At 48.8% G+C, this 15135-nt stretch carries 14 protein-coding genes and 1 pseudogene; 9 read left to right on the forward strand and 6 right to left on the reverse strand.

Annotation, left to right across the window (positions count from 1 at the left end; genetic code table 11):
• Positions 1-2 precede the first annotated feature (2 nt).
• The 6 genes from waaO to KI228_RS24565 all read left to right on the forward strand — a co-directional run bounded on the left by waaO (position 3) and on the right by KI228_RS24565 (position 5106).
• Entirely contained in the window at positions 3-1016 is a 1014-nt protein-coding gene (gene waaO / locus KI228_RS00745) for a lipopolysaccharide 3-alpha-galactosyltransferase (RefSeq protein ID WP_061069366.1), read from the forward strand.
• 20 nt (positions 1017-1036) lie between these two features.
• Positions 1037-2053 (forward strand): glycosyltransferase family 8 protein, encoded by a 1017-nt coding sequence (locus tag KI228_RS00750; RefSeq protein WP_061069365.1) that lies wholly within the window; start codon positions 1037-1039, stop codon positions 2051-2053.
• A gap of 13 nt (positions 2054-2066) precedes the next feature.
• A complete protein-coding gene (gene rfaY, locus KI228_RS00755) occupies positions 2067-2765 on the forward strand; it encodes a lipopolysaccharide core heptose(II) kinase RfaY (protein WP_212807533.1) in 699 nt (232 codons plus the stop codon).
• A 180-nt stretch (positions 2766-2945) separates the two neighbouring features.
• Positions 2946-3800 carry a 3-deoxy-D-manno-oct-2-ulosonate III transferase WaaZ gene (gene waaZ / locus KI228_RS00760; RefSeq protein ID WP_042998620.1) on the forward strand — a complete coding sequence of 285 codons (855 nt, stop codon included), beginning with the start codon at positions 2946-2948 and terminating at the stop codon, positions 3798-3800.
• A 37-nt stretch (positions 3801-3837) separates the two neighbouring features.
• On the forward strand, positions 3838-4914 hold the full coding sequence (locus tag KI228_RS00765; protein WP_042998619.1) for a glycosyltransferase family 9 protein: 1077 nt from the start codon (positions 3838-3840) through the stop codon (positions 4912-4914).
• Positions 4915-5013: 99 nt separating this feature from the next.
• Positions 5014-5106, forward strand: a complete 93-nt coding sequence (locus tag KI228_RS24565) for a hypothetical protein (protein WP_418219714.1) — start codon at positions 5014-5016, stop codon at positions 5104-5106.
• A 53-nt stretch (positions 5107-5159) separates the two neighbouring features.
• Here KI228_RS24565 and KI228_RS00770 read toward each other — a convergent pair.
• The 4 genes and pseudogenes from KI228_RS00770 to rfaD form a co-directional block, all read right to left on the reverse strand.
• Positions 5160-6212: pseudogene (locus KI228_RS00770) on the reverse strand (O-antigen ligase family protein); the annotation flags it as partial.
• Between the two features lie 10 nt (positions 6213-6222).
• The gene (gene rfaC / locus KI228_RS00775) at positions 6223-7185 is read right to left on the reverse strand and encodes a lipopolysaccharide heptosyltransferase RfaC (protein ID WP_061069363.1); all 963 of its coding nucleotides are present in this window, start codon (positions 7183-7185) and stop codon (positions 6223-6225) included.
• A gap of 3 nt (positions 7186-7188) precedes the next feature.
• Positions 7189-8235, reverse strand: a complete 1047-nt coding sequence (rfaF, locus tag KI228_RS00780; protein ID WP_042998616.1) for an ADP-heptose--LPS heptosyltransferase RfaF — start codon at positions 8233-8235, stop codon at positions 7189-7191.
• A 12-nt stretch (positions 8236-8247) separates the two neighbouring features.
• Entirely contained in the window at positions 8248-9180 is a 933-nt protein-coding gene (gene rfaD, locus KI228_RS00785) for an ADP-glyceromanno-heptose 6-epimerase (RefSeq protein WP_061069362.1), read from the reverse strand.
• A gap of 215 nt (positions 9181-9395) precedes the next feature.
• Here rfaD and kbl point away from each other — a divergent pair, with 215 nt between their 5' ends.
• The 3 genes from kbl to KI228_RS00800 all read left to right on the forward strand — a co-directional run bounded on the left by kbl (position 9396) and on the right by KI228_RS00800 (position 12898).
• Positions 9396-10592: a glycine C-acetyltransferase gene (gene kbl / locus KI228_RS00790; protein WP_042998614.1), complete on the forward strand. Its 1197-nt coding sequence runs from the start codon at positions 9396-9398 to the stop codon at positions 10590-10592.
• A 9-nt stretch (positions 10593-10601) separates the two neighbouring features.
• A complete protein-coding gene (gene tdh / locus KI228_RS00795) occupies positions 10602-11627 on the forward strand; it encodes an L-threonine 3-dehydrogenase (RefSeq protein ID WP_042998613.1) in 1026 nt (341 codons plus the stop codon).
• 236 nt (positions 11628-11863) lie between these two features.
• On the forward strand, positions 11864-12898 hold the full coding sequence (locus KI228_RS00800; RefSeq protein ID WP_042998612.1) for a glycosyltransferase: 1035 nt from the start codon (positions 11864-11866) through the stop codon (positions 12896-12898).
• Here KI228_RS00800 and KI228_RS00805 read toward each other — a convergent pair.
• Both KI228_RS00805 and envC read right to left on the reverse strand, forming a co-directional pair.
• Positions 12885-13844: a divergent polysaccharide deacetylase family protein gene (locus KI228_RS00805; RefSeq protein WP_044254340.1), complete on the reverse strand. Its 960-nt coding sequence runs from the start codon at positions 13842-13844 to the stop codon at positions 12885-12887. The two genes, KI228_RS00800 and KI228_RS00805, sit on opposite strands and share 14 nt — an antisense overlap.
• Positions 13845-13847: 3 nt before the next feature.
• Positions 13848-15131: a murein hydrolase activator EnvC gene (envC, locus tag KI228_RS00810; protein ID WP_042998610.1), complete on the reverse strand. Its 1284-nt coding sequence runs from the start codon at positions 15129-15131 to the stop codon at positions 13848-13850.
• Between the last annotated feature and the right edge of the window lie 4 nt (positions 15132-15135).

Consider the following 15135-nt stretch of genomic DNA (forward strand, 5'->3'; position numbering starts at 1 on the left):
CTATGACTCAAACGTATTTTGAAGAAAAAGTCATTCAGCAGACTTTAGATTATAACTATGAAGAACATAGTGATGTTGATAGCTTTAATATTGCCTATGGCATTGACAAGAACTTCCTTTTTGGTTGCGGTGTGTCCATTGCATCAATACTGATTGCTAACCCCGATACACCGTTTTCCTTTCATGTTTTTACTGACTCATTTAGCAATGAGGAACAGGCGAGATTTAATGCGTTGGCAAAGCAATACGCCACCCAAATCGTGGTATATCTCGTTGACTGCGAGCAGTTGAAATCATTACCAAGTACTAAAAACTGGTCATATGCAACGTACTTCCGGTTTATTATCGCCGACCACTTCGCGGGAAAAATGGACAGGGTACTGTATCTGGATGCAGATATTGCCTGTCAGGGAAGTGTACAAGAACTGATTGACCTCCAGTTTGCTGAACATGAAATTGCGGCCGTGGTAGCGGAGGGAGAGTCAGAGTGGTGGACGAAGCGCTCACTCAGTCTGGCAACGCCGGGACTGGTTTCTGGCTACTTTAATGCCGGCTTTTTGCTGATTAATCTTCCTGTCTGGACCACTGAGGATATTTCCCGCAAGGCCATCGAGATGTTACGCGATCCGGATGTGGTACAGCGTATCACTCACCTGGATCAGGATGTACTGAATATGTTACTGGTCGGCAAGGCGCGTTTTATTGGCAAGAAGTTTAATACCCAATTCAGCATCAATTACGAATTAAAGCGTGATGTGGTTAACCCTGTGGATGAAAATACGGTGTTCATTCATTATATTGGGCCGACTAAGCCCTGGCATCAATGGGGCAACTACCCTATCGCGCAAAGCTTTTTGAATGCGAAAAAGTTATCACCCTGGTGTAATGTTGAATTGCTGAAACCTAACAACAGTCATCAGTTACGTTATGCGGCGAAGCATATGTTCAACCAGAAGCAATATTTCTCTGGTCTGGTAGATTATGCACTTTACTTTAAAAGCAAAATTATTAAATAAAAATAATTATAGGTGACGCAGTGGACTCATTTCCTGAAATAGAGATAGCAGAATATAAAGTTTTTGATGAGCGCTATGATAATAATGGTAATACATTAAATATCTCTTATGGAATTGATGAGAACTATCTTGATGGTGTCGGGGTGTCTATTACCTCGGTATTAATTCATAATGATATAAATGTTGCTTTTCATATTATCTGCGACAACTATACACAAAGCTTCGTTGATAAGATTGAAGCGTTGGTGCAAGAACATAAGATAAAAGTTTCATTATATCTTATCAATGTCAAATGCCTTGAGGTATTGCCGAAAACACAGGTCTGGTCAAGAGCCATGTATTTTCGACTTTTCGCTTTTGATTATTTGCACCGTAAACTAGAAAAATTGCTGTATCTTGATGCTGATGTCATTTGCAAAGGCCCGCTGGATTATCTTCTGGACCTTGATCTCAATGATAACGTCGCTGCCGTGGTAAAAGACGTTGACTCAATACAGTCCAGGGTAAATGAAAGGCTACCCTCTTTTAATCTTCAGGGTCGATATTTCAACTCCGGTGTTGTCTTGATAAATCTCAGGCGATGGGCTGAGAACCAATTAACTGCCAGGGCGTTGTCTCTTTTGACAGACAGTGATGGAAGTGCAACCTTTTTTAAATATCCGGATCAGGATGTCCTGAATATACTGCTGCGCGATAAAGTTTATTTTTTACCTCGTGAATACAATACAATTTATTCCATTAAAAGTGAATTAAGCGATAAGACGCATGAAAAATATTTAAATATAATCCATGCTGATACAAAGCTGATTCACTATACAGGGGCGACAAAACCCTGGCATGCTTGGGCAAATTATCCCTCCGCGATTTATTATACTAATGCATTTATTAAATCACCGTGGAAAGGGGTTCCTGCCAAAGATGCGCGAACGATGGTTGAGTATAAAAAAAGATATAAACATCTTTTGGTTCAAAAACATTATCTGCGTGGAGTGATTGCGGGTGTAGCGTACCTCTATCGTAAAATTTTAGCGAAATAATACCTTTATAATTATGTTCACTGAAACAAAAATTAAAAACTATACCGTGTTTGTAAAACAAGATGGCGAGAAATACATTGATATTTTCAATGATTTTTTAACGCATAATCTTAAAGTGTTAAGAGTCTTTCGTAGTATTGAGGATACCAAGGTCGTATTAATTGATACTGACCATGGAAAATATATCCTGAAAGTATTTCACCCTAAAGTAAAAAATACTGAGCGATTTTTTAAGTCGTTGGTTAAAGGGGATTACTACGAAAAGCTTTTTTACCAGACCGATCGCGTGCGGCAGGAAGGTTTTGACGCCTTAAATGACTTTTATTTGCTTGCTGAAGTGAAGACCCTTCGTTATGTGCATACTTACATCATGATCATTGAGTATATCGAGGGGGTTGAACTGGTAGACCTGCCTGTCATCTCCGATGATGTGAAAGAGAAGATAAAGCAATCCATTCAAGGGTTGCATCAGCATGGTATGGTCTCAGGTGATCCGCATAAAGGTAACTTCATATTACAAAATGATGAAATAAGAATAATCGATCTGTCCGGAAAAAGACCTTCCCGACAGAGAATGGCGAAAGATCGTATTGATTTAGAACGCCACTATGGTATTGAAAATAATAGAAAAGACTTGGGGTTTTATCTGCTGGTTTATAAGAAAAAATGGCGGAATTTCCTGCGCCGTCTGAAAGGTAAAAGTGTGCGCTAAGCTTCAATGTGATTATTTAGAATATTGCTTTTAGTCGTTCTAAATGCAAAAATGAGTTTGTATATTTTGTGAGCAAATCAGGTCAGTCTGGTTTGCTCATCCTCGCTAAAGATAAACCATGAACACTTTCCTCAAAGATTCATCGTGATTTAAGTTGCATGACAAACCTACAGGTTTCATATGAGTAATGTTAAGTTTATAACTCGAGCAGGTGTTCAGCAACTTATTGCCAACAGAACATCTGATAACGTGATCATTTTCTTATCGGGACCCACCTCCCGAGGGACACCGCTTTCTCTTTTGCAGAACAATGATGTCATTACTGTTAACGGCGCTGCGGAATACTTGCTCAGTAATAGTATTACTCCCTTCATTTATGTCTTAACAGATGCGCGTTTTTTGCTACAAAGACGTCACGATTTTTATAAATTTAGCCGGGCGAGTAAGTTTACAGTCGTTAATATGGATGTTTATGAAGCCGCTACTGAAGAAGATAAGAAATATATGCGGACTCATTGTTTGATTTTACGCGCATTTTATAAACGTGAAAAAGGCGGCTTTTTCAAGAAACTGAAGCTAGAAATGCTTTCAAAATGGAATAAGAATCTCTTGATTCGGGTGCCCATTTCTAAACGTAAAAGACTGGTGGGATTTAGTAAAGATATCAGTTTAGGTTACTGCTCATGCCATACAGTGGCGTATACGGCGATGCAGATAGCGTATTCATTAGGTTATGACAACACGATCTGTTCCGGATTAGATATCACCGGGAGCTGTGCGCGTTTTTATGATGAGAGTCGCAATCCAATGCCTTCTGAACTGAGCAAGGATTTAATCAAAATTCTGCCATTTTTCCAGTTCATGTGTGAGAGCGTTGATGACTTTAATATCTATAATCTGTCTGACGATACCGCAATAAGCTATGATATTATTCCCTATATTAAGGCAGCGGATGTCGCAGCGTTACCCTCCAGACAGCACATCAGGAACAATGCGCACGATCTTCACGATCGTGCCGATTCTTATGTAAGTTAGTATTAACCTCTTTTATATTTGTAGTGTGGTAACTCGCATGGGTTTAGGTGCTTTTCATAAGAAAAAAAGATTCTGCATTAATAAAATCAAGATTAATTTTTTGTCATTTTTCTTCACCAGGAAAAAGAATGCAAAAATTAATGCAGACAAGATTCAGACTTGCTTGCTAATCCATGATAACAACAAGTTAGGCGATTTAATTGTATTGAGTTCGCTGTATCGCGAACTGACTAATCGTGGTGTACAACTGTCAATATTAACCACGGAAACGGGGAAAGCGTTTCTTTCTGGTAATCGTCGCATACATCAGTTTTATATTAAAAAATCAAATGCAATCAGTGATGTACTGGCATTACGTAAATGTCTTTCCCGCGAATCTTTCGATATCGTACTTGATCCTTTTGAAACCATGCCTTCCTTTGGTCACAGCCTGTTGCTGTCGGGTGTCAGACGCGCTCATATCCTGGGTTTTGATAAGTGGTATAAACGTTACTACACCGTTTACCATCCGCATGATGAGAAGTTAACGGCGCACATGTGTACACGGGCCAGTGAAATACTGCGTTATTTTTATGGCGATGAACGTCATGAATTTGATGTGAGTTATGATTTACCGCTGCCAGAGTCGGTTGAAAAAGATGTTCTGAATTTTGTTGGCGACTCAAAAATAATTATTATCAATGCATTAGGGGCAAAGAAAATCTGCCGCCTGTCTGATGAGCAGATCGGTACGATTTATTCGCATCTCTGTAAACAGTATCCGGATTACCGAATTATTTTTACCGGCTTAGCCGAAGATATTCGCTCTATTGCGATACCGGGCATTGAATCACTGCCCTTTAAAGAATTCATTTATACGGTTGCACTGACAAAATTCAGTCAGTATGTCATCTCCGTGGATACTGCACTGGTCCATATTGCATCGGCATATGAAATTCCTACGCTCGCGCTTTATCCAAATGCGCGACAAACGACCTACCCCTCACACCTCATCTGGGCACCGAATAACTGCAATGCGTTACAGGTGGTCTCTCCGACGTATACGGTGAAGGATATTAGCCTGAAGGTGCTGACTGAATCGGTAGAGGGGTTGCTGTCAAAACACCAGAAGTGAGTGATAGCTCACTTCTGATCGTCAGGTTATTGTGACGCAATATCGCCGTGCTGTCGGTTTTTCTTGAGGAAAAGCATTAAAACGATCGCGGTTATTAAGATGATTGGTACGCTCCGAGACCAGAGAATAACATCACTCAGCCCGATTCCAATGGCGGCTAACGTTAATGCAAACAGTCCCAACGAACGGTGATAATAGACCGTAAAGAACAACGCGATATAGAAGAAAAGCGTCGACAGAACCCCGGCAATCCCTTTCAGTGAGGCGGCTTCGATGAGCTCATTGTGCAAATGGACATTCGAAAATTCGAGTGCGCCTTGCAGGTACTTATGTTCTTTCGCTAATTCCGTCATTCGCTGTGCCCGCGTATCGGCCGAGCGTGCCGCGAACGGCGCGTCTTTAAAGATATCAAAGCCAATCTCATACATCGCCAGCCGTGCGCCCAGAGAACTATTACTGTTGCCCTGACTGTAGCGATTCAAATCTGAAACACCTTCATGATAACGGTTATAAATCGGCTTACTGAATATGGCGATCAGGACAACCAGCGCAATCAAAAAGCCAATGACTGAAAAGAAGAGTTTTTTTGGCGACTTGATATACCCGGCAACCAACGACAGCGCACAGATCACCGGGAAGATCAACAGCGTGGAACGCGTCTGGGTAAGTGCCAGGGCATAGAATATCGCGATGGCATTCAATAAAAATAATATCGGGTGATTCCGCTGGGTGTAGAGAATCGATATTCCGCTGACAATCCCGACAAACATAATGGAGTAGGCGGCGCCCGTAGCCGTACCAATGCCGAAATCAAGACGAGCCATGCCAGTAGTGGATTTTATGTAATATGCATATCCCGCGATAAAAAATGACAGCGAATACAGGATATAAAGCGGTAACTCTTTCTTAAAGCGAATTCTTGACGTCTGCGCCAGCAAAGTAAGAAAAGCGCCAAAGAGAAAAATTTTCGCCGTGTTCAAATAACTGTGATAGGTCGCGCGAAAGGGAGAATGATCAACCTTAAAGGCGGAATACCAGACGACGTCCAGCGCGCCGATGATAAAAATAGCGAGCGGTAGCAACCAATACTGTACCGAATAGCTTTCAGGTTTACCGCGTAATAGCAGCGCCAACAGACCCAATATCGCCGTAACATTATATAACTTCATGCTTAGCGTATTATCAAACATTGCGACAATCAGCGTGATGGCACAGAGAAAATAAGTTGTTACTTCCAGTGCTGAAGACGTCTTCGTGGCGTAGTGACGCCAGGGACTGATAAGACTCAAGGTTGGCATTCAATTACCTTTATAATAATGATGATAGTTCGTCGCGGACTGAATCAGCGTTTAGCATTGCTAATTGATTTCCTGGCGCACGACACGCCACCTGGTTCTTCCCGTAACCACCAATGAGCCCTGGATCCGTAGGACCGTACAACGTGACATTAGGTCGATCGAGTGCGGCGGTCAGATGGCTTAACCCCGTATCGACTGAAACGACAAATTTTGCTCCCGCCAGCACGCGTGCGACGCCTTCCAGCGTCATTCGCGGTAATACCTCAACGTGAGCGAATCCCTCAGATAACCTCTTCGCCCGTGCTTCTTCATGAGGCGCGCCCCAGGGCAATTTAATGCTTATCCCACTGTCAGCTAACAGACCGATTAACGCTCGCCAGTTTGCCTCCGGCCAGTGCTTATCATCGCGCGTTGTGGCATGCAAAAAGACGGCATAGGGCTGTTCACCCGTACTTCCGAAGGTAAGGAAATGCTGCGCAATGGCATAATCGCCCTGCGACACCGGTTTTTGATAGCCTAAACTTTTTGCAAACAGTTCGCGCGTACGCTCTACGGCATGCTGTTGTCTGGCAATATGATGGCGGCGATTATAGAACAGGCTGGCCAGCGGTTCACGCGCGGTTTGCCAGTCCATACCGTGTTTTACCCCATGCGCCAGACGTGTGACCAGCGCCGCGCTTTTCACCAGTCCCTGGGCGTCGATGATAGCGTCATAGTGCTCAGCCTGTACGGCATCGCGAAAGGCTTTGCGTTCTGCTTTAATCGGCGCGGAAAACCAGGCTTTACGCCAACGGCGAATCGCCACGGGGATGACACGGTTCACCGCGGCATGCCAGGACGGTATCTGCGCAAACCCTTCTTCAACCACCCAGTCAAACTGAATATCGGGGATGGCCTGTTGTGCATCCGTGAGTGCCGGCAGGGTATGTAGCACATCACCCATTGAGGACGTTTTGACGATCAGAACCCGCATTCGTCAGGCTTCCTCTTGCAGTAACAGACTGTTGAGTTCTTCCAGTACGCGCGCCGGCGTAATGTCGATCAGACTCTGATGATAGCCTTCGGCGGCATCGCCTTTGCGTACTTTGTGATAGCCCGTTATCAGGCGAATTACACGTGCTTTATGTGACAGAGGCGGGGTGAAATCCGGGCTACTTGGGCCATAGAGAGCGACCAGCGGGCGATTCAGCGCCGCGGCGACGTGCATCAGGCCGGAGTCGTTGGTGACAACGGCTTTACACGCGCCAATCAATATGACCGCCTGTTCGAGCTGTGTTTCGCCCGCCAGGTTACGACACCACGCCTGTTGTTCATCACTCAATGTCGCCAGAATTTCGTTTCCAGCCTCATGATCTTTCGCCGAGCCAAACAGCACTATCTGATAGCCTTCATCGATGAGCTGTTTCGCCAGTTCCGCATAATGGTAGTGCGGCCAGCGTTTTGCCGGACCGAACTCCGCGCCGGGGCAAAAGCCAATCATCGGACGTTCGTCAGAAAGCGAAAACGCGCTGCAGGTTAACGACTTTTCACCTTCGCTCACCTGGAGTTGCGGCCACAATAGCGGCTGCGGCAGATCTTTCGCCGTGCGCATCACGCCTTTATCGTAGGCCAGCGCCACGTAACGCTCGACCATTAAGGGCCAGGCGGCTTTATCCAGTACGCGCGCATCGTTAAGCAGGCCGTAGCGCATTTCACCGCGCCAGCCCGTACGGTGAGGGATACCGGCAAAGAAAGGAACCAGCGCTGATTTAAACGAGTTGGGCAACACGTAAGCGCGATCATAGCGTTTTTCACGCAGACTGTGACCCAGTTTGCGGCGTTCGCCAAGTTCGAGTGCGCCGTGGCCGAGCGGCATTGGAATTGCCTCGTTGACTTCCGGCATCCGCGATAACAACGGACGGCACCATGCCGGTGCCATCACATCGATTATCGCCTGGGGATAGCGCGCCTTGAGCGTGCGATAGAGACTTTGCGACATCATCATGTCGCCTACCCAGGACGGGCCAATCACCAGAATCCTCATAGATTGCCTGCCTTACGCGTCGCGGTTCAGCCAGGTCATATATTCCGTAACGCCTTCGGCAACGGTCTTGAAGGGCTTATCGTAGCCCGCAGCGCGCAGGTTGGTCAGATCGGCCTGAGTAAATGCCTGGTAGCGACCTTTCAGTTTTTCCGGGAACGGAATGTACTCAAGTTCATTTTTCTTATGGTATGCCAGCGCGGCATCTGCCACCGCCTGGAAGGATTCTGCACGACCGGTACCCAGGTTAAAGATGCCGGACACGCCGTTCTCCCAGAACCACAGATTTACATCCGCCACGTCGCCGACGTACACGAAGTCACGCTTGAAGTTTTCGCTACCTTCAAACAGCTTCGGCGTTTCGCCGTTGTTGAGTTGCGTATTGAGATGGAAAGCCACGCTTGCCATGCTACCTTTATGGCCTTCGCGGGGTCCGTAGACGTTGAAGTAACGGAAGCCGACGATCTGTGAATTGGCTTCTGGCAGGATCTGACGCACATACTCGTCAAACAGGAATTTAGAGTAACCGTAAACGTTCAGCGGTTTCTCATATTCGCGGGATTCGATGAAGTCAGACGTGCGACCGCCATAGGTGGCAGCGGAAGAGGCATACAGGAACGGAATTTCGCGCTCCAGGCAGTAATGCAGCAGCTCTTTGGAGTACTGATAGTTGTTATCCATCATGTACTTGCCGTCCCACTCGGTGGTGGAAGAGCAGGCCCCTTCGTGGAAAATGGCTTCGATCTTGCCGAACTCTTCGCCCGCCATAATCTGGATTAAGAAATCTTCTTTATCCATATAGTCGGCAATGTTCAGATCCACCAGGTTAACAAACTTGGTGCCGTCTTTCAGGTTGTCCACCACCAGGATATCGGTGATACCTTTATCATTCAGGGACTTAACGATGTTGCTGCCGATAAAGCCCGCGCCGCCGGTAACGATGATCATAACTGTAACCTATGAATTATGGAGTCAGAGACAATCTCAGACACGAATACCTCTTATCATATCACTACATAGCGTTGGCTTCAGCCATTCACCGAATGGTCGTGTGGGTACGCGTGATTTATCCTGCATTTTAAAGAAGTGATAATGCGTCATCTCGTATCAGCGTCCAGGGTTAGGTAAGATGTGCTGAAATTTGCCCAGTCTGGAGAATCGCAATGCGTGGGGATTTTTACAAACAGTTAACCAACGATCTGCAAACCGCCCGTGCGGAAGGATTGTTTAAAGAAGAGCGCATTATTACGTCTGCTCAGCAGGCCGATATCACGGTGGCGGATGGTAGCCACGTCATTAACTTCTGTGCCAACAACTATCTGGGGCTGGCGAACCATCCAGAGCTGATTGCTGCGGCAAAAGCCGGTATGGATTCTCACGGATTCGGGATGGCGTCGGTGCGCTTTATCTGCGGCACCCAGGACAGCCATAAACAGCTTGAGCAAAAGCTGGCTGAATTCCTCGGCATGGAAGATGCCATTCTTTACTCCTCCTGCTTTGATGCCAACGGCGGCCTGTTCGAAACGCTGCTCGGCGCCGAGGATGCGATTATTTCCGATGCCCTGAACCATGCCTCTATCATTGACGGCGTGCGTCTGTGTAAAGCAAAGCGCTTCCGCTATGCCAACAACGATATGCAGGAACTGGAAGCGCGTCTGCAAGAAGCGCGCGACGCCGGGGCTCGTCATGTGCTGATTGCCACTGACGGTGTGTTCTCAATGGACGGCGTCATCGCCAACCTGAAGGGCGTGTGCGATCTGGCTGACAAATACAACGCGCTGGTGATGGTCGATGACTCCCACGCGGTAGGGTTTGTCGGTGAGAACGGTCGTGGTTCCCATGAGTACTGCGACGTGATGGGCCGCGTAGATATCATCACCGGCACGCTGGGTAAAGCGCTTGGCGGCGCGTCTGGTGGCTATACCGCCGCGCGCAAAGAGGTGGTTGAATGGCTGCGTCAGCGCTCTCGCCCGTATCTGTTCTCTAACTCGCTGGCGCCGGCGATTGTCGCTGCCTCCATCAAAGTGCTGGAGATGGTTGAGTCTGGTGGTGAACTGCGCGATCGCCTGTGGGCTAACGCGCGTCAGTTCCGTGAGCAAATGTCTGCCGCCGGGTTTACTCTGGCGGGTGCCGATCACGCGATTATCCCGGTGATGCTGGGTGACGCGGTGATTGCACAAGACTTTGCCCGCGAGCTGCAAAAAGAGGGCATTTACGTCACAGGATTCTTCTATCCGGTTGTTCCGAAAGGCCAGGCGCGCATTCGTACTCAGATGTCTGCGGCGCATACCCCGGAACAAATCACCCGCGCGGTGGAAGCCTTCACCCGCATTGGTAAACAACTGGGCGTTATTGCCTGAGGATGTGAGATGAAAGCGTTATCCAAACTGAAAGCGGAAGAGGGCATCTGGATGACCGACGTTCCGGAACCGGAAGTCGGCCACAACGATCTGCTGATTAAAATCCGTAAAACAGCCATCTGCGGCACTGACGTTCACATCTATAACTGGGATGAATGGTCGCAAAAAACCATCCCGGTTCCTATGGTTGTCGGCCATGAGTACGTTGGCGAAGTGGTCGGTATCGGTCAGGAAGTAAAAGGCTTCAAAATCGGCGACCGCGTGTCTGGGGAAGGGCACATTACCTGCGGACACTGCCGTAACTGTCGTGGCGGACGCACGCACCTGTGCCGTAATACCACAGGTGTGGGCGTGAACCGTCCGGGCTGTTTCGCAGAATACCTGGTGATCCCGGCGTTCAACGCGTTCAAAATTCCGGACAATATCTCGGATGACCTGGCCTCCATCTTTGACCCGTTTGGCAATGCGGTGCATACGGCGTTGTCGTTCGATCTGGTCGGCGAAGACGTGCTGGTGTCGGGGGCTGGCCCTATCGGTATCATGGCGGCGGCGGTAGCGAAGCACGTGGGCGCACGCAACGTGGTGATCACCGACGTGAACGAATACCGTCTTGAACTGGCGCGTAAGATGGGTATCACCCGCGCAGTCAACGTGTCGAAAGAGAGCCTGAATGAGGTGATGGACGAACTGGGCATGACTGAAGGGTTTGATGTTGGCCTGGAGATGTCCGGTGCGCCGCCAGCATTCCGCGCGATGCTTGACACCATGAATCACGGTGGTCGGATTGCGATGCTGGGCATTCCTCCCTCAGACATGTCTATCGACTGGACGAAGGTGATCTTTAAGGGGCTGTTCATTAAAGGCATTTACGGCCGCGAGATGTTCGAAACCTGGTACAAGATGGCCGCGCTGATTCAGTCTGGTCTGGATCTGTCACCGATCATCACCCACCGTTTCTCGATTGATGAGTTCCAGAAAGGTTTTGACGCCATGCGTTCAGGCCAGTCCGGGAAAGTCATTCTCAGCTGGAATTAATCAGATAAGGCCGGAAAATCCGGCCTTATTTCCTGAGGAATATCTGGAAAGTTGTAAAGAATTGTCATTGTCATAAATAATTCGTAATTGCGTCGTAGTCTTATATTGCTGTTTACCTGATGCCCCTACGCTGAAGTCCCCTGGAGCCTTTACAAATATTATTATCAGCCTTAATCGTTTCTTAATACAAAGGCTGTAAAAAGGCGGATAACTTCAAAGGCATTCGGTAATTTATTATGATGAAAAGTACAAACAGACTCAGTGTTATTATCCCGTTATATAATGCGGGTAATGATTTTAAAGCCTGCATGGAATCTCTCATCGCGCAAACATGGACTGCCCTGGAAATTATTATTGTCAATGACGGGTCAACGGATAATTCTGTTGATATAGCAAAGTATTACGCCGAAAACTATCCTCATGTACGACTGCTCCACCAGGCGAATGCCGGAGCATCGGTCGCCCGTAACCGCGGGATGGAGGTGGCGAGTGGTAAGTACATCGCATTTGTTGATGCCGATGACCTCGTCTATCCGCATATGTACGAAACGCTAATGACAATGGCGCTGGAGGACGATCTGGACGTCGCGCAGTGCAATGCCGACTGGAGCGAGCGGGATACCGGCGTGACCTGGCAATCTATTCCGACCGACCGGATCCGTTCAACCGGCGTACTCACCGGTCCTGACTGGCTGCGTATGGCGCTTTCATCCCGCCGCTGGACCCACGTGGTGTGGATGGGGGTTTATCGTCGGGATGTGATTGAAAAGAATAACATCCGCTTTATTCCCGGATTACATCATCAGGATATTGTGTGGACCACGGAATTTATGTTTAACGCGCTGCGTGCGCGTTATACGGAAGAATCCTTGTATAAATATTTCTTACATAATAATTCTGTCAGCCGACTGAAACGTCAGGGTAATAAAAACCTGAACTATCAGCGACATTACATTAAGATTACCCGCTTATTAGAGAAGCTGAATCGGAATTACGCAGACAGGATTACTATCTATCCTGAATTTCATCAACAAATAACGTATGAAGCATTGCGTGTTTGTCATTCCGTGCGCAAAGAACCCGATATTTTGACGCGTCAGCGAATGATTGCCGAGATTTTTACCTCGGGGATGTATAAACGTATGATAATGAACGTGCGCAGCGCCAAGGTCGCCTATCAGGCGTTACTGTGGTCAGTGAGATTGTACCAATGGCGCGACAAAACGCGTTCGCACCATCGTACTGCACGTAAAGCGCTTAACCTGGGTTAACGCTGTTATCGCGGGGCGATTTTCCCCAGCCTTGCCACTGATTCTGGAACCAGTTCACCAGCGTGCTCTGACTGATGCTTTCGCTTAACACGCTGAAGAATCGACTGGTATAGACCGGTTCTACAGGTTTCTTCGCTTTACACAACGCCACGCCGCGGAATGGATTTCGCGGGGCGTCGTTGGTTTTCGGCGGTGTCAAATTCGGCGTGGAGGTATCTACCTGCGGCTCATTGAGCAGGCTGCTCGGACGGACAAGGGTGATGTCGGCTGGCAGGTTATACACCATTTGCTGTAACACACGTACCGTCGACGGATGAGGGTGGCCTATCGCGATGGCAGAACCGTTGCGGCGTGCCAGATCAATCGCGCGGGTAAACTGGCGGCGAATGTCCGCGTCGTTTTGCGTGTCGTCGAGAAACACTTTCCGTTTAATCACTTTTACGGCGGTTCCGGATGCGGCACGCATCGCCTGACTGTTACCGATGGTCATACTGTCGAGAAAATAGAGATCGTAGCGTTCCAGCGCCTGCATCACTTTTTGCATACCAAACAGGCTGGAAGTCATTGCGCTGCCCATGTGGTTGTTGAGCCCCACCGCGTAAGGCACTTTGCCAACCGCCTCGCGAATGATCCGTTCAATTTCGTCGCTGCTCATCTCCGGACGTAGGGTGTCTTTCTCCAGCGGCTGTTTACTCAGCGGTGCCATCGGCAGATGGATCAGCACTTCATGACCGCTGTTATGCGCTTTGGTCGCCATTTCGCGCGCATGAGGCGCATTGGGTAGCACGGCGACGGAGATTTGAGAGGGCATCGCCAGCACCTGATTTTCGTAATGCGGGCGGTAGCCAAAATCGTCAATGACGATGGCGAGTTTGCCAGCAAAAACAGGGGAGGCGAATGCCAGCAGGCTGGCGAATGAAAGAACAGTGCGACGAAACTGAGGCAAAACTTATCTTCCCAACCACGGTTGTGGATTGACGGCCTGACCCTGGCGACGAATTTCGAAATAGAGCGACGGTCGACCCTGACCCCCGCTGCTACCTACCAGCGCAATCGGCTGGCCGGCGCGAACCTGCGTACCGACACTGACCAGCGCACTCTGGTTGTAGCCATAAAGACTCATGTCGCCCTTGCCGTGTTCAACGACGACGACCAGTCCGTATCCCTGCAGCCAGTCCGCCAGAATGACGCGACCATCGGCAATGGCTTTCACTTCAGTGCCTTCAGACGCACCGATAACCATCCCCTTCCAACGTAGCTCACCTTGCAGTTGTTCGCCATAGCGATGCAGCGTGGGACCGCGAACGGGCCAGAATGCCTGGCCGCGTGGCGAACCCAGACCGCCGGTGCGCGACATCAGCGATTTCTCACTGTCGGTGGGCTTGTACGTGGTGCCTTTGCGGGTGGCCTCTTTCTGGCGATTACGTACCGCTTCCGCCTCGCGTGCTTCGCGTTCGGCACGGGCTTTGGCGGCCGCCTCGGCACGGGCAATGCTGTTACGCAAACGGGATTCGTTGGCGCGCAGTTCACTGAGCTGTTGCTGGCCTTGCTGAATGGAGGATTCCAGCCCGGCGAGGGTTTTCTTACGTTCGTTACGCGCCTGTTCAAGCTTCGCCTGCTGGGCGCGCTGTTCATACAGCAGCGTCTGTTGCTGACTCTGCTTCTCTTCCAGTTCGGCACGCTGGGCGGCGACCTCTTCGCGAGTCTGCTTCAACTCGTTGATCGTCTCCTGGCGCGCCTGGTTCAGATAACCAAAGTAGGCCTGCAAACGCTGACCACGCTGGCTCTCTTCACCGCTGAGGATAAGCTGAATACCCGTGTGTTCACCCTGGCGAAACGCGGCATCCAGCTGCGCGGCAAGGCTGCGCTCCTGGTTGGCTTTCTGCCGTTCCAGCTTCGCAATAGAAGCATTCATCTCATCGATTTGTTTGTTCAGCTGCGCAAGCGTGTTTTGCGTTTCACGTAACTGGCGTGCGGCGGCGGAGATGGCCTCTTCCTGCGCCTTCAGTTGCGCAAGCAGGCCAGAACGTTGTTGCTGTTGCTGACGAACAGCACGTTCTTTGGCGGCGATATCTGCCTGAATGGATTTAAGCTGATCGCGGTCATCCGCGTGGGCGGAAAAGGCGCACAACAATACGCCAGCGCTCACCACGCTGGCGTAAATCAAGGGCCTGACTGAAAACCGTCTTGGTTTCATGGCCCCATTTTCGCTATTTATCGTCTTTCCCCTCATGGGG

The organism is Citrobacter amalonaticus, assembly GCF_018323885.1.
GTDB classification, from domain to species: domain Bacteria; phylum Pseudomonadota; class Gammaproteobacteria; order Enterobacterales; family Enterobacteriaceae; genus Citrobacter_A; species Citrobacter_A amalonaticus.

Bases quoted from the DNA above. Each gene is read 5' to 3' on its own strand.
- waaO (WP_061069366.1), top strand. From the start codon at position 3: ATGACTCAAACGTATTTTGAAGAAAAAGTCATTCAGCAGACTTTAGAT.
- rfaY (WP_212807533.1), top strand. From the start codon at position 2,067: ATGTTCACTGAAACAAAAATTAAAAACTATACCGTGTTTGTAAAACAA.
- waaZ (WP_042998620.1), top strand. From the start codon at position 2,946: ATGAGTAATGTTAAGTTTATAACTCGAGCAGGTGTTCAGCAACTTATT.
- KI228_RS00765 (WP_042998619.1), top strand. From the start codon at position 3,838: ATGGGTTTAGGTGCTTTTCATAAGAAAAAAAGATTCTGCATTAATAAA.
- KI228_RS24565 (WP_418219714.1), top strand. From the start codon at position 5,014: ATGATTGGTACGCTCCGAGACCAGAGAATAACATCACTCAGCCCGATT.
- rfaC (WP_061069363.1), bottom strand. From the start codon at position 7,185: ATGCGGGTTCTGATCGTCAAAACGTCCTCAATGGGTGATGTGCTACAT.
- rfaF (WP_042998616.1), bottom strand. From the start codon at position 8,235: ATGAGGATTCTGGTGATTGGCCCGTCCTGGGTAGGCGACATGATGATG.
- rfaD (WP_061069362.1), bottom strand. From the start codon at position 9,180: ATGATCATCGTTACCGGCGGCGCGGGCTTTATCGGCAGCAACATCGTT.
- kbl (WP_042998614.1), top strand. From the start codon at position 9,396: ATGCGTGGGGATTTTTACAAACAGTTAACCAACGATCTGCAAACCGCC.
- tdh (WP_042998613.1), top strand. From the start codon at position 10,602: ATGAAAGCGTTATCCAAACTGAAAGCGGAAGAGGGCATCTGGATGACC.
- KI228_RS00800 (WP_042998612.1), top strand. From the start codon at position 11,864: ATGATGAAAAGTACAAACAGACTCAGTGTTATTATCCCGTTATATAAT.
- envC (WP_042998610.1), bottom strand. From the start codon at position 15,131: ATGAGGGGAAAGACGATAAATAGCGAAAATGGGGCCATGAAACCAAGA.